The sequence below is a fragment of the Tabrizicola piscis genome, assembly GCF_003940805.1.
Classification (GTDB): domain Bacteria; phylum Pseudomonadota; class Alphaproteobacteria; order Rhodobacterales; family Rhodobacteraceae; genus Tabrizicola; species Tabrizicola piscis.
This window is the reverse complement of record NZ_CP034328.1, coordinates 1,105,197-1,125,201: the sequence shown is the minus strand read 5'-3', so window position 1 is coordinate 1,125,201 and position 20,005 is coordinate 1,105,197. Positions and strand designations below refer to the sequence as shown.

At 60.7% G+C, this 20,005-nt stretch carries 15 protein-coding genes and 1 pseudogene; 7 read left to right on the top strand and 9 right to left on the bottom strand.

The features are described 5' to 3' along the window. Positions 1 to 208: 208 nt before the first annotated feature. A complete protein-coding gene (locus tag EI545_RS05380; RefSeq protein WP_125324521.1) occupies positions 209 to 5,317 on the top strand; it encodes a RecQ family ATP-dependent DNA helicase in 5,109 nt (1,702 codons plus the stop codon). Positions 5,318 to 5,665: 348 nt separating this feature from the next. Here EI545_RS05380 and EI545_RS05375 read toward each other — a convergent pair whose 3' ends face one another. Then, positions 5,666 to 6,784, bottom strand: coding sequence for a DNA cytosine methyltransferase (locus EI545_RS05375; RefSeq protein WP_125324520.1), 1,119 nt, complete (start codon positions 6,782 to 6,784; stop codon positions 5,666 to 5,668). A 131-nt stretch (positions 6,785 to 6,915) separates the two neighbouring features. Between EI545_RS05375 and EI545_RS05370 the strand changes: the two genes are divergently transcribed. Next, positions 6,916 to 8,580: a hypothetical protein gene (locus tag EI545_RS05370; RefSeq protein ID WP_125324519.1), complete on the top strand. Its 1,665-nt coding sequence runs from the start codon at positions 6,916 to 6,918 to the stop codon at positions 8,578 to 8,580. A gap of 41 nt (positions 8,581 to 8,621) precedes the next feature. On the opposite strand, the gene EI545_RS05365 is transcribed toward EI545_RS05370, so the two are convergent. The 7 genes and pseudogenes from EI545_RS05365 to EI545_RS05340 all read right to left on the bottom strand — a co-directional run bounded on the left by EI545_RS05365 (position 8,622) and on the right by EI545_RS05340 (position 12,277). Continuing rightward, complete coding sequence (locus tag EI545_RS05365; protein WP_125324518.1) at positions 8,622 to 9,278, bottom strand: hypothetical protein; 657 nt, start codon at positions 9,276 to 9,278, stop codon at positions 8,622 to 8,624. Continuing rightward, a complete protein-coding gene (locus EI545_RS21630; RefSeq protein WP_245990304.1) occupies positions 9,275 to 9,928 on the bottom strand; it encodes a DNA methyltransferase in 654 nt (217 codons plus the stop codon). The genes EI545_RS05365 and EI545_RS21630 overlap by 4 nt, the downstream gene beginning before the upstream one ends. Positions 9,929 to 9,980: 52 nt before the next feature. Then, a pseudogene (locus EI545_RS21815) lies at positions 9,981 to 10,373 on the bottom strand (DNA cytosine methyltransferase); the annotation flags it as partial. A gap of 71 nt (positions 10,374 to 10,444) precedes the next feature. Further along, entirely contained in the window at positions 10,445 to 11,395 is a 951-nt protein-coding gene (locus EI545_RS05355) for a helix-turn-helix domain-containing protein (RefSeq protein ID WP_125324516.1), read from the bottom strand. Continuing rightward, entirely contained in the window at positions 11,392 to 11,784 is a 393-nt protein-coding gene (locus EI545_RS05350) for a VRR-NUC domain-containing protein (RefSeq protein WP_125324515.1), read from the bottom strand. Before EI545_RS05350 ends, EI545_RS05355 begins: the two co-directional genes overlap by 4 nt. Then, entirely contained in the window at positions 11,781 to 12,020 is a 240-nt protein-coding gene (locus EI545_RS05345; protein ID WP_125324514.1) for a hypothetical protein, read from the bottom strand. Before EI545_RS05345 ends, EI545_RS05350 begins: the two co-directional genes overlap by 4 nt. Continuing rightward, positions 12,020 to 12,277 carry a helix-turn-helix transcriptional regulator gene (locus tag EI545_RS05340; protein WP_125324513.1) on the bottom strand — a complete coding sequence of 86 codons (258 nt, stop codon included), beginning with the start codon at positions 12,275 to 12,277 and terminating at the stop codon, positions 12,020 to 12,022. Before EI545_RS05340 ends, EI545_RS05345 begins: the two co-directional genes overlap by 1 nt. A gap of 583 nt (positions 12,278 to 12,860) precedes the next feature. Between EI545_RS05340 and EI545_RS05335 the strand changes: the two genes are divergently transcribed. Then, positions 12,861 to 14,126: a tyrosine-type recombinase/integrase gene (locus EI545_RS05335; protein ID WP_125324512.1), complete on the top strand. Its 1,266-nt coding sequence runs from the start codon at positions 12,861 to 12,863 to the stop codon at positions 14,124 to 14,126. A gap of 25 nt (positions 14,127 to 14,151) precedes the next feature. On the opposite strand, the gene EI545_RS21620 is transcribed toward EI545_RS05335, so the two are convergent. Beyond that, entirely contained in the window at positions 14,152 to 14,523 is a 372-nt protein-coding gene (locus EI545_RS21620) for a hypothetical protein (protein WP_245990302.1), read from the bottom strand. Positions 14,524 to 15,229: 706 nt separating this feature from the next. Between EI545_RS21620 and EI545_RS05325 the strand changes: the two genes are divergently transcribed. From EI545_RS05325 to EI545_RS05310, 4 genes are all read left to right on the top strand, one after another. Then, positions 15,230 to 15,418: a hypothetical protein gene (locus EI545_RS05325; RefSeq protein WP_125324510.1), complete on the top strand. Its 189-nt coding sequence runs from the start codon at positions 15,230 to 15,232 to the stop codon at positions 15,416 to 15,418. Between the two features lie 11 nt (positions 15,419 to 15,429). Further along, positions 15,430 to 16,380, top strand: a complete 951-nt coding sequence (locus EI545_RS05320) for a hypothetical protein (RefSeq protein ID WP_245990301.1) — start codon at positions 15,430 to 15,432, stop codon at positions 16,378 to 16,380. An 11-nt stretch (positions 16,381 to 16,391) separates the two neighbouring features. Then, positions 16,392 to 17,987 (top strand): 3'-5' exonuclease, encoded by a 1,596-nt coding sequence (locus tag EI545_RS05315; protein WP_245990300.1) that lies wholly within the window; start codon positions 16,392 to 16,394, stop codon positions 17,985 to 17,987. A 276-nt stretch (positions 17,988 to 18,263) separates the two neighbouring features. After that, positions 18,264 to 19,853 (top strand): SIR2 family protein, encoded by a 1,590-nt coding sequence (locus EI545_RS05310; protein WP_125324508.1) that lies wholly within the window; start codon positions 18,264 to 18,266, stop codon positions 19,851 to 19,853. The last annotated feature ends 152 nt before the right edge of the window (positions 19,854 to 20,005 follow it).

The following is a 20,005-nucleotide window of genomic DNA, read 5'->3' as shown; positions in this document are numbered from 1 at the left end:
CCAGCGCAAATTGATTGATGTCGTAGAATACGGCCTGAGAACGCAATTTGCATCGCGGCGCACGCCACCCTTCGACACAAGGGTATGCACTGTTTCCCGATCACGACAGGCAGCTTGAGGCCAAATTCTTCGGCTTTCGAATCCTGGTGACAAGGCTATCAATGGCTTGGATGCTGTTTTTGGCCATTGGAACTCGGATGCCTGACGTTTGACCCTTGATCCCGCCCTTTTTCTGTCGCGTTGCGTCTCAGTCGATCTGGAGGTCGATCCGAAGTCTGCGCGGCTGTTCGCCTTTGCCGCAGTCCGGGAAGAGCGGTCTTTGGTTCACAAAGGGGCAGCGATTGATCCCGCGCTGGACCGGCTGGAGGCGTTCTGCGACGGGGCGGCGCATCTGGTTGGTCACAACATCCTGCGCCACGATCTGCCCCATCTGGTAGCCAACCGGGCGCGGCTGGCGGGGTTGGGGGCGGCGTCGATTGATACGCTGTGGCTGAACCCCTTGGCCTTTCCGCGCAATCCCTATCACCATCTGGTCAAACATTACCAGGACGGGCGGCTGCAGGTCGGGCATGTGAATGACCCCGAACAGGATGCGCGGCTGGCGCTGCAGGTTCTGGCGGATCAGATCGCGGCATTCACCCGGCTGGGGCAGGAGGCGCCAGATGCCCTGCTGGCCTATCATCATCTGACGACGCTGGGCGAAGCCTCGGCCGGGTTCGATGCGCTGTTCCAATTGCAGCGAGGTGCAGCACCCGGTGAGGCCGCTGCCCTTGCCGCCATCCGCCGCCTGCTGAAGGGCCGAGCCTGCGATCACCGCCTGGACCAGACACTTGGCCGCTTGTCCGATCCGCGCAATGGCTGGCCGATGGCCTATGCGCTGTCGTGGATTTTGGTGGCGGGCGGGGACTCGGTCATGCCGCCCTGGGTGCGGCTGCAGTTTCCGCAGGCCGGGCGGATCGTGCGGCATCTGCGCGACACCAACTGCGGCGATCCTGCCTGTGGCTGGTGCGCCGACAAGAACAACCCCAATTCCGCGCTGGAACGTTGGTTCGGCTTTCCATCCTTTCGCCCGCAGCCCGTCGATGACATGGGCCGCCCATTGCAGGAACGCATAGTGGCCGAGGCGATGGCGGGCAAATCGGTGCTGGGCATCTTGCCCACCGGTACGGGGAAATCGGTCTGCTACCAGATCCCGGCACTGTCGCGGTTCGACAAGACCGGGGCGCTGACGGTGGTGATCTCGCCACTGGTCGCGCTGATGGCCGATCAGGTGCAGGGGCTGGCGCGGGCGGGGATATCAGCTGCAGTCACGGTGAACGGGATGCTGTCATTACCCGAAAGGCATGACGCGCTGGAAAAGGTGCGAATGGGTGACGCGGCGATGCTGCTTATCTCGCCCGAACAGTTGCGGTCACCATCGATCCGTACGGTTTTGCAACAGCGCGAGGTCGGACTCTGGGTGCTGGACGAGGCGCATTGCGTGTCGAAATGGGGTCATGATTTCCGGCCCGACTACCGCTACGTCAGCCGCTTCATAAAGGAATTCTCGGGCGATCATGTGCCACCGGTCCTGTGCCTGACCGCCACGGCCAAGCCCGAGGTGGTGCGCGACATCCGCGACCATTTCCAGACGCGCCTTGGGATTGATCTGATGTTGCTGGATGGCGGCGCGGTGCGAACCAACCTGTCCTTTGCCGTGCTGCCGACGCAGAAGGCTACCAAGCTGACCGATATCATGTCTGCGATCGAGGCCAACCTGCCGCCCGAAGGAGCCTCAGGCGCGGTGGTCTATTGTGCCACACGAAGTGCGACCGAGAAAGTGGCGGAATTCCTTAAAGGGCAGGGGTTGGCTGCGGATTACTTTCACTCTGGCCTGCCGCCCGAGCGCAAGCGCGACGTGCAAGAGGCGTTTCGCACGGGCCAGTTGCGGGTGATCGCCGCAACCAACGCTTTTGGCATGGGGATCGACAAACCCGATATCCGGCTGGTCGTGCATGGCGATATTCCGGGGTCCTTGGAGAATTACCTGCAAGAGGCGGGCCGTGCGGGGCGGGATCGTGGCCCGGCCAGTTGTGTGCTGCTGTTCAGCCCCGAGGATGTGGAGCGGCAATTCTCGCTTTCGGCGCGGTCTCGTCTGGCACGGCATGAGATCGGAGCGATCCTGAAGGCCCTGCGGCGGATGGAAAAGCACAAATCGGGCGAAGTGGTCGCCACCCCCGGCGAGATCGTGCGCCAGGAGAGGGATCAGGAGTTCGAGCGCGACAAGACCACCGACGACACCCGCGTGAAGACGGCCGTGGCCTGGCTGGAAGAAGCAACGCTTCTTAGCCGCGAGGAAAACCGGGTGCAGGTGTTCCCGTCGTCGCTGCGCATCCGGTCGGTGGATGAGGCGGCGGTCATCCTGGAACGAGCGCAGATCACCGGGGTTCGGCGCACGCAACTGATGGACCTTGTGCGCCATGTAATGAACGCGCCTGCCGATGCCGGGGTGTCCACAGATGATCTGATGGGTGCCTGCGGGCTCGCGGCGCGCGGTGTTGCCAAGGCGATGGCCGATCTGGAGGCACTGGGGATCGCCAGCAACGACACGGGCATCACGGTCTATGTTCATCTGGGGGTCGAGGATGCCTCATCCCGCCGCCTGGATCACGCGGCAAGGATGGAAGCCGATCTGATCGCTCTGATGCAAGAGGCGGTGCCCGATGCCGAGGGCGCTGAAGCGCAACCCTTGAACCTGACCGACACCTGCCAAGTCCTGCGCGACAAGGGGCATGTGCAGGTGCGCCCCGATCTGGTGGAAACGATCTTGCGCGGTATGGCACAGGACGGCCGCGATCAGGATGGCGGGCGCGGCAACATCACCCTGCGCAAGGCCAGCCGGAACACGATCTTTCTGCGGCTGGAACGGTCATGGCCGGTGGTCGCCCGCACCGCTGATCTGCGGCGGCAGGGGGCGGGGGCGCTCCTCGCCCATCTCACCGGAAAAGTGGCCAAAGGCACGCGCGGCAAGGACATTCAGGTGGAAACCACCCTAGGCGCGATGCTCGATGCGCTGAATGGTGACGCGTTTTTGCGGTCCGAAGTCAAGGACATGACCCGCCTGATGGACCGCGCTCTCTTGTGGCTCCATGAACAGCAGGTGGCCACCTTGGGCCGGGGCCTGACGGTGTTCCGCCCGGCGATTACGGTACATCTAAACCCCAAGGGCGGGCCCTTCACCGTGCAGCACTTCGCGCCGTTGGAGGAACATTACAGCGAGACAACGATCCAGACCCATGTGATGGCCGCTTATGCCGAAAAGGGGCTTGAGGCGATGGATCAGGCCCAGCGCCTGTCGGAAGACTACTTCGTGCTGGACCGTGACGCCTTCCTGCGCCGCTGGCTGCCGGGGCGCGGCACGGAAATCCGGCGGCAGACCACCGGCACCTCATGGCGGACGATTGTTGATGCACTCGACAATCCGGTGCAGGCCGAGATTGTCCGTGATGATCGCGAACAGACCAACGTGCTGGTGCTGGCCGGGCCGGGATCGGGCAAGACGCGAGTGTTGGTGCATCGCATCGCTTACCTGATCCGCGTGAAACGCGAGGACCCGCGCGGCATTCTGGTTCTGACCTACAACCGCCACGCCGCAGCCGAGATCCGCGAACGCCTTCGCCGCCTGATCGGGGATGATGCGGCCGGGGTGACAGTCTCAACCTGCCACGCGCTGGCGATGCGGCTGATGGGGGCGAGCTTTGCAGGCGATCACGAAGGCCCACGCGACTTTGATGGGATCGTCATGCAAGCCGTGGCCCTGCTGCGCGGGGATGGTCTGACCAAGGTAGAGGCTGAGGCGCTGCGCGAGACGCTTATCCAAGGCTATCGCTGGCTCTTGGTGGATGAATATCAGGACATCGGCCCCGAGGAATACGCCCTGATCGGCGCCGTGGCGGGGCGGTCGTTGGAGGATGACCTGCGCATCAGCCTGTTTGCCGTGGGCGATGACGACCAGAACATCTACGCCTTTGCCGGGGCCAGCATCGACTTCATTCGCCGCTTTGAGGCCGACTATGCCGCCAAACCGGTATGGCTGACCGAGAACTACCGCTCCACCGCCCATATCATCGCGGCGGCAAACGCCGTGATTGCCCCAGCGGCCCAGCGCATGAAGGCGGGCCACGACATTGCGGTGAACCGCGCCCGTGCCAAGGCGATGCCCGGGGGCGATTGGGCAGCACTGGACCCTGTGGCGCAGGGGCGCGTTACGCTGCTGGACGCCGGGGGCGATGCCGCGCAGGCGGTGGCTGCACTGGACGAACTGGTGCGACTCTCACGCCTGGGCCCTGATTGGTCGTGGCGCCGATGCGCCGTGATTGCCCGCGACTGGCGGGGGCTGGAACCCGTGCGCGCCTATGCTGAGGCGCAGGGGATTCCCATCGACATGGCCAACGAAAAGCCGCTCAGTCTCTGGCGTATGCGCGAGATGCAGGGCTTCGTTCGAGCCCTGTTGGAAGATCGGATGCGACTGCTGACCATCGACGATCTGACCTCCATTTTGAACGCACAGCCCCAATCCCGCTGGACGGATCTGATCGGCGAAGGCATTGGCACTCTGGCACGTGAGCTGGTCGAAAAGGCCGCGCCAGTGCCTGACCTCGTGCAATGGTTCGGCGAATGGGCTCGAGATGTTAGGGCTGAACAGCGGAGGCTTCTTCTCATGACCGCCCACCGTGCCAAGGGGCTGGAGTTCGATCATGTCGCGATCCTTAACGGCGGCTGGGATCGCCCCTCGCGCGGCGAGGATGCCGACGCCCCACGCCGCCTGTTCTATGTCGCCATGACGCGGGCGCGGTCCACGCTGACCGTACTGACCGACGGACCGCATGCCTTCGTGCAGCCCGGTGACGCCGTCCTGTCCCGCCGCGTCACCCCCGACGCCGCGGCCCTGCCAAGCGCCCGCCTGCGCTATGTGCCGCCCGATCCAAAGCTTGTGGACCTGTCCTTTGCCGGACGTCTGCGGCCGGGCGACCCGTCGCTGGCAGCCATCCCCGCTGCCCGCCCAGGCGACCCGGTCCATCTGATCCGCGACGGCGACCGCTGGCGGATCGACAACGCACAAGGCCAGATCCTCGCTCGCCTGTCCCGCGCCTTCGCCCCACCTGAAGGCACCACCTTCCTGCGAGGTGAGGTCGCGGCCATCCTGAACTGGCGGCGTGAGGATGGGGACGAGGGGTATCACCACCTACTCCGCCGCGACGAATGGGAGGTCGTCCTGCCCGAACTGGTGTTCGAAGCAGAGGCGCAAGCTGTCATGGCGGATCAGAACGGCAGCTGACTTCCATGATCAGGGGTGGCCTTGGCCAATCCATCACGGATCGAGAAGGGTGGCTTCCGCTGGCTGGATTCCGCCCAAGGTGGCTTCCGAAAAGTGGATTCCCTGGATTCCACAAAAGAATCCAGCACGCCACGATCGTGATTAGGTAAGTCATTGATATATTGTAAATTACTGAGATGTCTTCCGCAAAGTGGATTCCGCCTGGATTCCCCGGTGAAAAAGCCAGACGCTAGCGAAATGCCGCGCTGCGCCCCCCCCCATACGTTTGGGGCCGGGGAGGAACCATGACGAGGGGGCCAAAACAAAAGCGCCCGGGCGAGTGAATTGCTCTGTCGCCACTTTGCAACCCTAGGCGACGGCTTTGCCTTCCTTCGCGGTTTCAGCGGCCGTTAGGATGCCATCAACGCTGCGCGCTACTACCTCAGCAAGTCGACACGGAACCGCGTTCCCGATCTGGCGATAAACCGCGCTCTTGCGACCTGCAAACTTGTAGTCGTCTGGGAACGTTTGAATCCGCATGCACTCTTTGATAGTGAGCCGACGAAGCCGCTTTGGAGCTTCTCCCGGCTGGGCATTGCCGCCAGCCATGAGGCTGCCATGGTATTCTTCGATAAGGCTTGGCAACCCATTCAAAATTTCACCCTCATCCACGATGGGTGTCTTGTTCCCTCCCATGGATGCCGGAAGCGTTGAGGAATACCCCCCGCTCGGGATTGGCCGTCCTGCACCATTGAAGAGCATACCGGCGTAAGGCGACCGACGCATAATGGGAGACTTCGCAAAAGCGACTTTTGCTGTGCATGTTAAGGGATTTCGCTTGGTGCCGGCAGGTCCAAGGTCACGGACTATGTCGGCAACAGTCTCTGGCGTTGCGTGATAAGCCTCAAGACGAGCTTCGATTTCCTTCTTCAGAGCGCCCGTTCCTGCATCGTAAAGGTCGCGCCGAATTCCAATCAGGAACATCCGCTCTCGGTTCTGGGGGACGCCGAAATCGGTCGCGCCAATGACGACAAGTGCCACACTGTAGTCGCGCTCGGTTCTCGTGAAGAGCGCGGCCCGAACTTCCTCCCATCGTTCGGAGATGGCCAGCGCCTTGACGTTTTCACAGACGAAGGCGCGAGGCTTGGTGGCATCCACCACATCAAAGAAGGCGTGGATCAGCGTGCTGCGTTCATCATTCGGGTCCATTTTTCCAGCGACGGAGAAGCCTTGGCAGGGCGGGCCACCGTAGACGATGTCGAGGTCACTGGGTACCTTCGACAGATCCACTTCAAGAACGGAGGTCGGCGTGATTGCGTTACCGCGATGGCCCACCAAGCGGAGGTTCTGATTGAAGGTCTCGCATGCGGCAGGGTCAAGCTCGCAAGCAATCACAGACTGGAAACCCGCGCGCGCGAAGCCGACATCCATGCCTCCCGCTCCGCTGAAGAGAGAGACAGCCAGTCTCGGACCGCGATCATCGCGCATGTTGTGCCTCCCCTTTCATGGATGACTTTTTCCGTCAGCTTGTGCCACTTCGGTCGAGGATGGCAAGATATAGTTGGTTTCGTCAGTAAGAAACTGATCTACCCTACGATGAAGGAATTACGGATTCGTTCATGCCCTCTGCTCTCGACACCGCCATACGCACGCTGCTTCTCCCTGTCAAACCTGGAACGGGAAGCGAGTACGGCCTCCGCGCCGAGGAGATCATGGACGCGCTGGGCGTGACCGAGGACAAGGCAGACTGGGTCATGCTGGAGGCTGCTGCGTGGGAACAATACGGTTATCCGACCCAAGAATTCAGAGTCTTTATCCAATCGTTGCTTTATTCAACGGATCGCGATCCGAAATCATTCATCATCGAACCTGCGGCGCTGGGTGATGAAGTCACTGGAAATAGGGTATTGCAAGAATTTTCAGGGAGATATTTCAACCTTCACAAGCGCGTCATGGAAGAAGAAAAGGTCGGTCATCAGGCCGCCAAGCGCGTCTTGTCATACGTTCATACAATGATGCTTTTGGCCACTGGTGGCCGCATGACGGCATCGCGGATCTACTCGATTTTGCTCGCGGATGGGATCACCTTAAGTAAGAGTTGGTCGACGCCGCGCTTTATTTTGGATGCATGCGGACTTCGGCAGGAGGTCTTAGCTGCCGACATTGAAGCCATTTACAACGATGACCTGGCAGCTGAACCCGAACTTTTAGGCGATATGACGGTTGAAGAGGCCATTGCCCATGTTGCAAGCGTGTGCCGGACCTTTGGATATGATGGCGATTTGCATGATCAACTCAGAACACTGCTTATTGAAGATCTGCATACCCCATACCTGTGTATGCTTCACTTCCAACTCAGCCTCCTACAACTCTACAACCACCGTCTAACGAACGGCTACGAGTTCAGCCCTCGTGGAGAAGGCGTTCTGTGGCTAACCAACCGTTATAATATGGCTGGCCTGAACGTTGGTCTGGCTCCATTTCTGAACAACGCCAAATCTGTTGATACGCTCAATGAAGGTTGGGCATCGTCCAAAAAGAAGAAGGAACGACATGCTGCAAGAGCGTTTACGGACCTTCTGGCTGAGCTGGACCGCCTGAGCGATCCTTCGAGATCGGCCGCTGGCCTCTATTTACGAGGCATCCTACACCGTATAATTCGCGTCACCGCTGCAAGCGGTGTCGGCTTGTCTCATGTTATTCCTGCATTCAGTCCGGGTTCTGCTGCGTCCCTCATTGCTGCGGTCGGAGCTGGCAATACCGGTACGCGAGGCATTATTGAACAGCGCCTCACGGACTGCATTTCTTTACATGAAGCCGGTGACCTTGCGCTGTGGCGGTTGCGCGGGTTCGGCGATAGCGTCTTCACGACCAATACTTCGAGGAAAAAGCTCGGAGATTCGGAGCTGAAACATACCGTGGATCCGCTGATCATTGCAGTTGAGGCCCACGGGGGGCGGCTAACTGAGAAATACGTTCAGGAGCATCTGTTCACTATGAGGAATGTGATGCCGATGCGGGTTGAAGAGCTGGAGGATCGTGCACCTTTGGCAGATTGGTCGATTAATTTGCGATTCTATGCCCATGAGTTGGACCCTGCGATGACCACGGTGGTTGATGTCTTGGGGGTTTCGGTGGCGATAGACTATTTTCGATTTTCTGATCTTGCGGCCGTGGACACCACTGCAGGTATCGCGGCGATCATGGACCACCATTTCGCGAACGAGCTCAACGAAATCCATGTTCACCCTTCAATCCGGCAGAAAGTCATTGGGATGATGTGAAAGCGGATGAAGTTGATAGATCTTGGCTGTTTCTGATCTGGCTATCTAGTCCAAGGCCGAACCTTCGGCATCGCCGTCGTCACCTCGACCTCCCGAAGCATCCCGCCCGCGATCAGCCCATCCCGGACCCAGTCCAGCGCCTGCCACCAATCCTCATAGCCGCGCCGCGCGGAGGCGATCTGTTCCGGATGCGGCCGCCATGTGACCGGGCAAGCCAGAAATTCGACCGTTCGCCACTTTCCGCGCGTTTTGACCCGGTCGGTGCCGACGACGATGGTTGTTGCCCGCTCACCATGCTGGTTGTTCTTGGTTTCCATCGGGACGCAACGCGGGACAACGCCTGGCATCCAGTCCGGGATCAATCCAGTGCGCGCCAGTTCCGCCACGCTGATCGCCATGCGGATGCCGCCGCGGCTGTCGGGCATGCCTGCGACGGTGGCGGCAATGACTTCGGCGTCGGGGTGGGTGTAACTGCCCGTTTTGTGCTGGCCGCCGTCGACCTTGCAGCCCAGCGCGGCGCGCTGCAGCAGGACGTATTCGAGTCCGAAGCCGAAGCCTTCCTCACTTACGTCCTTTGGCGGCGGCAGTGCCAATTGTGCCTTCTCGATCCGGAACGCCCATTCTAGCGCTGCCTGCACGCCCAGCGCGCGTTTGACCCTTGTGCCGCTCGCGCGGCCGATCTTGCCGTGGAAACTCATGGCTGCAATCCTTCAAGGAAATCCGTCTGCACCGGGCGCTGGGCTTGATCCGTCGGTCGCCAGATCCACGGGCCCGAGGCCATAGGCAGCTGCGAGAGAGCGCCACGCATGCGCTGCTGCCAGAGGGTGAACTCCGTTGCCGAGCAGGCGCAGAGCGCGTGCCCGATGGGCCAGCCCATCAGCCATCCGACGAAGAGCGGGTTCAACCGCCGCCGCGCACGTCCCTTCAGGATCCGCCGACATGCGACGCGCCCATGCGAGGCAATCATCGAAGCCCAAAGCGGGCGCGAGATCAGGGCGTGCGGCGAGGACCGCCGCCCATCCGACGTGATCGCCGGGGCCGGGCGGGTGAAGCCCTGTTCCGCCCGGTAATGCAGGATGTCCATCCGGGATTTGCCATCGGCCCGGGTGATGCTGGCCTCGCTGGATCCTTTGCAATTCTGCGCCGCTGGTGTCGGCCATTGCGCAGCCTGTGCTGGCAGGGGTGGCGTGCCGCCCGAGCCAAAGTTCTGGCCCGGCCCGCCCTTCGCGCCATCCGTCGCTTTCGGCGTCGACCGGTTGGTGATGCCCAGCGCCAGCGCTTCCGCCTTGCGGGTGAAGTCGCTGTTCCCTGCCGGGTTGTAGCTTGAGGTGCCAGGATGGAGGCTCATTTGTGCGAGCCAGGATGAAGATGCGCAGCCGCTGATGCGGCGCACCGACTTCTGCCGCCGAGAACAGGCCTGCCGCAGGCGTGTAGTCCAGTCCCGAAAGCTCTCGCAGGACGGCTTCAAGGCCGAGGGTGACGTGGCCGGGGACGTTTTCGAGGAAGACCCATTCGGGGGAGCATTCCCGGATGATGCGGGCAACCTCTGGCCAGAGGTGGCGGGGGTCGTTGGCACCCTCGCGTTTGCCAGCGGCACTAAATGGCTGGCAGGGGTATCCGGCAAGGACGATGTCGAAGGCCCCGAGAAAGGGCCGGGCATCGAAACTGCGAACATCATCCCAGATTGGCGCGGGTGCGAAGTATCCTTCGCGCTGTGATGCGATGAGGACGCTGCGCGGCCAGTCCTCCCATTCGACAAAGGCGCGGGTGTGAAAGCCGGGTTCGGCAAGCATGAGGCCCAGATCCAAGCCTCCGCCGCCTGCGCAGAGGGACAATCCGTGCCGGGGACGTGACACCATGCCATTCACCGGATCCCCCGCTCGCGCAGGCGTTCGGCGGTAACCAGCCCCCGGCCCAGCATTGCATCGCGCATGGTGTTGCTGATCGCACTGACCGGCAGATATCCGTCCGCGTTGACGATCCTGGCGTAAAAGGCGGGCAGGTCGGTGATCGGCTTTGCCGCCGGTGCCGATTCTGATTTCCGCTTGCGACGTTTCTGCCCGGCAGCTTCGACCTTGCGCTGGGCGGCGCGCTGCATGGCGCGGTCCAGCGCTTTCGGCCCATCGGGCGGTTCGGGATGCTCTTGTCGGGATGCCTCGGCAGTAGCGACGATCTCTGCCTCGGACATTCCCAACTCGTCGCGCCAGCGCTGCACGTGCAGCCGGGGTGGCCAGCCCTGCCACCAGCCGGGCAGGGCGCCGGGGTCGAGGCCCAGCGCGTCGAGCACTTCCCCGAAAAACTGATCCGAGATCGCATCACGCGCCTGCGCGCCCTCCTCCTCCTTTACAGGTTTACTTAAAGGTTCTCTTACAAGGTTAGTCTCCGGATTCCGGAGATGGCTTTCGGCAAAATCCGGAGATGGCTTTGCCGAAAATCCGGAGATGGCTCCATGTCCGGAATCCGGAGTTGGGTCGTCGTCTTGTTCCTCGTCCATTCCCGAAAAGCCGTCTCCGGTTTCCGGAGTTGGCTCTTGTGGAAAACCATCCTCGAACCCCAGGATGTAGCGTGTGGCCTGCCGCTTGTGGGTGCGCGGATCATGGACACGAACGCGGTGGATCAGGCGCAACTCCTCGAGCCGCGCGAGGTGTTCGTTCAGGGCAGAGATCGACATTTCCGCATCGTCCGCCAGACGCGCCTGCGTCGGAAAACAGCCAAAATCCGGATTGTGCCGGTCGCAGAGGAACCAGAGCACGATCTTGGTGGCGGGTTTCAGCCCGCGCTGCTGGATGGCCCAGACAGTTGCCTTGTGGCTCATGGTGCCGTCCTCCGCGCCGGGCGGACACGGCTGGTGAAACCATGATCGGCCAAAGCGCCAAGCGCATCGTCCAGGCTGCGGACCAGCGCCCAGCCTAAGCCCTGTGCCAGCACGTCATCACGGAACGCCTCCTGGTCGGGGCGCAATCGCCCCTTGGGTGCCTTCAGTTCCAGAAACAGGACGCGCCCATCGCAGATCACCATCAGATCTGCAAAACCAGCATGCACGCCCATGCCGACCAGGATCGCCTGACGTTTTGCGCCGCGAGGACCGGGTTCGGTCACCTCATTGGCGCAATGGTGGACGATGGCATCGCGGGGCAGGGCAAAGCGCAATGCCTGGACGATGGCGCGCTGGGCGTCCGCCTCGGGTGTGCTGCGACGGTTCATCGTGCGGCCCTCTCGTTGTCATCGCGCTGCGCGCGCTGCACTGGTCGCCGCGCATCGATCACCACCAGCAGCACCCGGGCGTCCTTCCTCTCGGCCGCGGTGTCGCCATGGGTGACAAGGACATTGCAGGCGAGTCGGATCAGGTGGTCGCTGTGGTGGGCGACATCGGCGATGACGTCGCGGGCCTCGGCGACACGGTCAGCGGGCCAGTCGGAGTTGCGGGGGTGCAGATGCATCAGCGGCGCCCTCCGGCACGACGGCGACGCGGGGCAGCTTGCTCTTGCTCCTCCAGCCATTCCTCGATGGCTGCGCGACGGTAGTAGACCTTCCGCCCGGCGCGGACGCAGGCAGGACCGGTGCGCTGGGCCTCCCAACGGCGCAGCGTGTCAATCGACAGGCCGAGTTCCACGGCGAGATCAAGACGGCTGATCCAGCCGACCAGCAGCGTGCGGGGTTTGTCCTTCGGGTCTGGCATTGATCCAAGGCGTGGCATTGGGGTCTCCCTCTTCCGGGCCCTTTTGACGGCGGGCGTCAGGGGGCGGTTGCAGAGACCAGTGAGCGCAGGGCCGAAGGGGTGGCGGGAAGGCGCAAGGTGGCGCAAAGGAACGCCCCCTCGCGCCACCCCTTGTTTCATTAGGTTTTGCGCGTCGGGCGGCGTGGCGTGGGGTTGGGCAAGCCGTCGTGGCCAATGGGCCAAATGGACGCCAAAGCTGCAAACACCTGCGAACAACCGGATCTACAGGTGATTGACCGGCATTGGCAGGCAAAGAGGGGGTGGCATCCCGCACGGCACCTCTGCCACCCATTGAATTGCTTGAAGATTTACTGGGCCCGCATGCTTTACAGCCCCGATTTCAACTTGACGGCATATTGGCGGCTGAAGACGGCAGGGTTGGGCTTGGTAGCGCGCGTCCATGACCGGCCCGGCCAGTGCTCAAGTCCCAATGAAACAAGGGGTGGCGCACACAGCGCGACCTTTCCGCCACCCTGCGCCTTCCCGCCACCCGCATCCCCATGCTTGCCTTGATAGTGCGGCGGAACCACGCCTCATGTCGGATGCAAGAAGGATCAAACGCATGCCCGAACGCATCAAGCTGACCGAAAAAGTGCTCCGCGAAGCCGAACCCGTCGTGGGGCGCGACTACCAGATCTTCGACACGGAAGTCCGTGGGTTTGCCGCCTGCATCTACCGCGGCGGCGGGCGGGCCTTCACCCTCGACTATCGCCATGCCGGTCGCCAGCGCCGGATGACCTTCGGGCGCTGGCCGGAATGGTCAGTGTCGGCGGCACGAGAGCGGGCCAAGGAAATCCGCCGCGAAATCGACGCCGGTGCGGATCCGCTGGCCCAGCGCGGGGCGTTGCGCGAAGCGCCGCGCGTGGACGATCTGATAGAACGCTACTGCGCCCAGCACCTGCCGAAGCTGGCCGAGCGCAATGCGTCTGACCAGAAGTCCGCGCTGGCGAAGATGGTGGCTCCGGTCTGGGGCCGGAAGCTGGTGACGGAAATCACCTCGACCGACGTCGACAAGCTCTTGAACAAGGTGGCCGAGGGTCGGGCCCGGCCGCACAAGGAAAAGCCCAACAACCGGGCCAGGAAACTGCAACCAGCAAAGCCTACGCCGGTGCGCGCCAACCGCATCGGGGAAGTTCTGCGCAAGATGTTTACCTTGGCGGTCGAATGGGGGTGGTGCGAGGACAATCCCGCCCAGCGCTTCCATCGCCGGATTGAAACAGCGCGGGAGCGGTTCCTGTCAAAGGATGAGATCAACAGCCTCGCTGCAGCCCTCGACGCTGCAGAGGACCGCCGCGCTGCCGATATCATCCGCATGTGCATGCTGACCGGCGCCCGTCTGGGCGAGGTTCGGCAGGCGCGATTTGAACAGTTCAACCTTGAACACATGAGCTGGTCAAAGCCACCCGCCATGACGAAACAGCGCCGGGTCCATCGTGTGCCAATCTCGGATGAAACCGCCACCATCGTGCGCCAGCGCCAGTTGATGGTTCCGCGCGGTACGCCGTGGCTGTTCCCCGGCGACACGCCCGGCCAGCCGGTGCAGGAGGTACGGCGGTTCTGGGCGCAGCTCCAGAAGGAATGCGGATTGCAGGAAGTCCACATCCACGACCTGCGCCACACCTTTGCCTCGCTGCTGGTCAGCGGCGGCGCTTCGCTGGAAATGATTGGCAAGCTGCTGGGCCACAGCCAGATGCAGACCACCCTGCGCTACGCCCACCTGATGGACTCACCCCTGCGCGCGGGTGTCGATGCTGTGGCGAGCGCCTTCCGGCCAAAGCCCCGGTTGGTTCACGATGCTGACGATCACGGTGGCCGAAAGACCGCGTGATCCGGGCAGGCACGGACCGGGATCATCACGCGTCCCCGCGTTGCAACGCCCTCCATATCGGCGTGATCCGCCGCCGAATGCTCCGGCTGTCGGGCATCTTCTTGCCGTCCGACCGGTCCGCAAACCATTCCTGCATCTCGGCAACCAGGTCGGCTTGGGTTTCGGGCAGACCGCGATCGAAAATGCGCACGATCAGCGCGATGTTCATTCCTTCCCAATCATAGGAGGTTGAAACTCCGGGCCCGGCCGCCACGCGTCGGATCATGTCGTTCTCGTCCTCGAAGGCGTGAACCTCTTCTGCCATGATCACCATATCAGCCACCGCCACCGTTATGCCGCACACTGGATCGGTGATCAGCAACCAATCCTGACGCCCGGCAGGCTGGATGCGCCGCATGATCCCTTCCGATGGCCCCGTCCCGCAACGCCGGAAGAGCGGCATCAACTCCATTGGCGACAAGGTAACCTTGCCTGCAATGACCTCGTCGCCGCAGCGGACCGCGGTAATGCCGGTCAGGATCCGGAATCTGCCTGCATCGGCCCACCCGGCTATATCTGCGATGTTGCAGCCCCAGCGCGCAGAGGCTTCGTGAAGGGTGAAGTAAACGCGGGGCGGCAAAGACATGTCTGAGGCATCCTCCAATGAACCGAGGATGATCTGTGCTCAAACCGCCTGCAGCCCGCGCCTCGATGGCGCGGGGTAAGTGACCGGACACAACGACATAAGAGGCGCTGTCGCGCCTTTAGCCGCCGAAACTGCTTTTCCGATAGACCTGCTTTGCTTTTGGTTGAGGACTGCTCTCCCCACCAGCACAACCTGCACGGGCGCTCGCTTCGGAGCAAGGGGGAGGAGAAAATGTTGTTGTGGATAAGCCCCATAGCGTGTGTGAATGTGCCATCCCTTGGATTTGGCGTTGGCCCCGCAGGCGGCGGAAACTTGCAAGATACTGATATTAAATGGTTTATTGCGTAATGCGAAGGCGCATCGACAGCCTTGGGATCGCAAGTGGTAAAATTCGTTAAACGTGAAGTAACGATATTGACGAATCCGCCAAGCGCAGATATACATGATTCAACAAATGTCATTTCACGGAGTTGGCCTCATGCGCAAGGTCGTCAGGGAATACCAGCAGCTGTGCCACGCCGAGGGCGTGTCCTTGCTCGGCATCGAGCCGCGTGGTCGGCATTACGCCCTTCATTTCGAGAGAGGGTTTCTCATTGCGGCTTCCACGCCCTCTGATCACCGCGCACGCCACAACCTCCGTGCCGCTATCCGCCGCCTGCACGCTTGAAGGAACTGAACATGAACTTGCCCGTCTCGCCCGAAGCAATGACTGTCGAAGACCGCCACCAGTCGTGGATCAATCGCGAAATGACTGGATACGGCAACGTCAACTGGGACTACGGGAAGGAACTTCTCGAGATCCTCGAGAGGCACTTTCGCGTCATCGAAAAGATTCTCGGCAGGGAAGCGGTCGCACCGCATCTTTTCAAGATGCTGCCTGGTCCCGATATCGAAGGGTCCACGTGGGAAGAAGCCTTCGAGGAATACTTGCCGCTGACAACCCAGTGGTGGGAAGCGGACAAGCTGCTGGACAATGCTGCACTGTACGGCTTCTACGGCATTACCGATCCGGAGGTTCCGCTGGCCAAGCGTGTCGAGTGGGTGGCAGCTCTGGCGACAGAGATTGCGGACTTTTGCCAGCTCGCTCAGCCTAACCCCCAGGGAGTCATTCACCTTGTCTCGCAGCTTGCGTTGTCGCGTTATGCTATCGATCGTGGTGAGGGCGATGTCGATCTGCAGTCGCTCGCCCTGTTCGGCGGCGTGACCGAGGGCCGGATCCGGAACATCCTGTCTAGTAACGACAGCGGGCTGGAAAAGGTCGGCCAGCGCGTGACGGCCGCCAGTGCAGCCGCATGGCTGAAGGGACGCAAGGAGCACTTTGCCTCCATCTGGCAGCAGGATGACGAAGTCGAGCCGGAAGCGGCAAGCAACGACTTCGTCGATGATGTCGTGTTCGTCCCGGTGGCAGCGGACGGCAGCTTCTTCCACCCCGGCCTTGCCCGCAGCGGCAAGTTCATGATCGGAGCCAAGGGAGAGGAAGTGTCGCATCCGACCTTCGAAGACGCGCTCGGGGCCTTGCAGAAGATGGCGACCCCGCGCTGGCGCCGCCCGAATGATGCGGGGAACTGGGGTATCGTCTCCGGCCGCGACTGGAAGCGCATCGAGCGCCGCCAGCTGCTTTCAATGTGATCCGGAGTTCAATGATGCGCTTTATCCCCGAAGACCTTCTCTCTGCGCTCCTCGAAACTTCCCCGCGGCCGACGGTACATGCGCCGCGGGATGCGCGTGGCCTCTACGGGCTGGTCGATCACCATGGCGATCTTCGCTACATCGGATCGACCAGTTCCACGGATCAGACCTTCTATGAGCGGATCCACCAGCGCCATCGCACCGGATCGGAAGGCATGAGCCATTACTTCTCGCAGATGTACAACACCGGCCGGATGTGGCGTGAACGGAAGGACGCGACCACCAAGGTCGACGGAGACCTTGCCAAAAAGTTGCGCAATGAGTTCGTCGTCGATCATTGCCGCGCGGTCTGGCTTGCTTTGCCCGATACCGCGGACATCGCGCGGCTGGAAGCTGAGGTCCTCGCGATGGCACCCGAGCACGCCATTGCCTGGAACCGGCGCAGGATGCAGACCTATGATGAGCCCGCCGACCTGGTTGACGCCACTTTGCGTCGTCTTGGATGGGGGGCACAGGAACGTGCCGCAATCGAACGGCAGCGCCGGCGGTTCCTTGGCGTAGCCGCCAGCCCCGTTCCCTCGATTGCGCGGCAGCCTGCGTCCGTCCCTCAGTCTCGTGTGACGCCCTTTCCGAAGGGCCCCTTCCGCTTCTTCGCGCTGGACGTTGAGACGGCCAACAATGACCGGGGCAGCATTTGCCAGATCGGCGTGGCCTGTGTACGTCCAGACAATTCCATCGAGACGTGGATGACCTACGTTGACCCGCAGGTTGACCGCTGGGTCTTCACGTACCTGCACGGGATCAGCGCCCGGACGGTAAAGGGCGCACCGACCTTTGCTGAAGTGCTTCCGGTGCTGCGGGACGCGCTGGCAGGCCACGTCGTCTATCAGCATTCCGGCTTTGATCGCAGCGCTGTTGCGGCCGCCTGCGACAACTCCGGCCTTAACGTCCCACAGTGGGAGTGGTGCGACAGTGTTCATGTTGCGCGTTCTGCATGGCCCGAGTTGCGCGGAAATGGCGGGCATGGTCTTGGCCGCCTCAAGCAGCATCTCGGGCTTGAGTTCGACCATCATGATGCGGGCGAAGATGCTCGTGCCGCCGCTGAGGTGGTCTTGCGTGCCGAAGGTCGCCAGCCCGTCAGGCTGCAGAAACCGGTTCGGTCAAGCCGGGCCGAAATTGACGACGATTTCGACTTGATCGAGGACGACGATGACACTGTGATCGTGGCCGAAGCACCGGTGGTCGCTCCGAATGTTCCAGTTCTCCAGACACTCCGGAATGCTGCACGTGCCATCGGGACTACCGAGATCACGCAGGGCAACATCGACAATGACCACATCTATCTGCGGGGCTTTTTCGACAAGTTCCCGGCTGATGCGATTGGCGGATCGAACCGCGCGTCGGCCGCCCAGCGCGAAATTGCCGTCGACTGGGGTGGTGGAACCGTCGTCATGACCGATCTGGATGGGGCTAAGCAGTTTTTCCGCAAGCGTGGCTGGATCAGGGAGTTCTTTGCGCGGAATGGCGCGCGGGCAGGCGACATGATTATGGTCGAGGAAATCGGTCCCTACAGCTACCGGGTCGTCTTCCAGCGCCGTGCAGCATAGGGGCTAAGTTGGGACGGCCTCGCGTCTGTATCAGCCGGGCGACGTCGTCGCGGTCATCACTCCGGCTGCCCAGAGGTACTTGGTGTGGGGCAAACGGGTGGTGCCGTGAGGTTTCTTAAGTGAAACTTCGCACGACCTAGGAAGCCATCTGACGAAACCAAACCAAGATCGAACGCTGGCGTTCGATCACTCACTCGCTTGACGTAATCTGCCGGATTGCGATTGCTAGGATTGCGAACTAAGCAAGAGGTTGGACACTGTACGAAAGCACCGCCAATGCCCGATGATCCAGCCGTTGTCTTGAAAGAGTTGCTGCAGAAGCACGCATCCGCTCCGTTCCTGTTTGTCGGTTCTGGGTTCTCGCGTCGATATCTCGCAATTGAAGATTGGGCGGGGCTGCTTCAAAGGTTTTGTGCACCGATTCGTGATTTTGGATATTATAGCTCGAAAGCCAACGGTGACCTTCCGACGGCAGCGTCATTGATGGCAATTGATTACAATGAGTGGTGGTGGACTGCACCGGAAGCTGAGGCAAGTCGGAAATCGGCGGCCGGTTCCGTTAAGGGGCAATCGGACGCGTTGAAAGTCGACATAGCGGCATACATGGACAGGTTTTCGCTCGAGGATGCTCGTTCCTCCGGCTTTGGTCCTGAGATTGCGTCTTTTTCCGATATTGCGATTGACGGGATAATTACGACTAACTGGGACTCGCTTCTTGAGGAACTATTTCCGGACTACAAAGTATTTGTAGGTCAGCAGGAACTACTTTTTTCAAATCCGCAAGCAATTGGAGAAATATATAAAATCCATGGCTCCTCCTCTGATTTTAGTACACTGGTCCTAACTGCAGAGGACTATGCTGAATTTTCAGCGAAGAACCCATACTTGGCTGCAAAGCTTGTCACGATCTTTGTTGAGCACCCGATTATTTTCATAGGCTATTCGATTACGGACCCACACATCCGCGCGATTATCACCTCCATCGCACAGTGCTTGACCCAGGACAAAATCGCTGCCTTCCAAGAGAACCTCATCTTTGTGCAGAGAGCGAAGGAAGGAGAAATTCCAGCGATAGAGAAGACAACGATCCAGTCGGGCGATTTCAGTGTTACAATGATGGTTGCAAAGGTAGCTGACCTTGGTCAGGTTTACGCTGCACTGACTGGCACTAAGCGCAAAATTCCAGCGCGTGTGTTGCGCTTCTTCAAAGAGCAGCTGTACGAACTGGTGCATGCTTCTGCGGATGTAGAGAAGAAAATTGCAGTTGTTGATTTTGAGGACATTGATAGTGCAGACGCTGTAGAGTTCGTCGTAGGCGTCGGCGTTGCCAAGCATCGGCAAGAATTCGGCCAGAAAGCTGAAGAGCGCCTCGCTGCAAAAGGATATGCTGGCGTAGGTGCGAATGAACTGTTTGAAGACTGTCTGGCGGATGAATCAAAGTTTCACGGGCCCGATCTACTTGGCACGGCATTTCCAATATATGCCCGAACAAGCAAGAAGTTCATTCCAGTTTTTCGCTACCTTAAGAACGTTGGTATAACTTCTGATGCTGAATTGGCGGCATCTAAATATGAAGGAGCGAAGAAGATTGTTCAGAAGCTGCGAGGAGCAGACTATACATACCCTTCGTATAGGAAACGTTATTTGAGTGGCTTCGCGAATCTGAACACCCAGCAGATTATTGAAAAATCGTCATCTCCTAACGAGGCAGTCATCATGATCGGCTTTCAGCCAAGTGGCGATCTGAACATGGCAGTATTGCGAGATTTTTTGCGGACAAACGCCAAGCACCCGAAAGGTGAACCGTATCTGTCGCAATATCGTAAGCTTGTTTGCCGCTTTGATCTGATTCAGTATGGATTCTGAGGAATCAAGCCGGCTTTCCTCGTTCCAATGTTTTCAGCGGTACCCGGGCTTGGCGAAATTGCTAAGTGTGCAAGTTCGTGAGGTCTGTCTATGTTTGGCAGGAAAACTCCATTTTCGCCCAAAAGCGATTAGTGTCATCGTCATCTCACCAT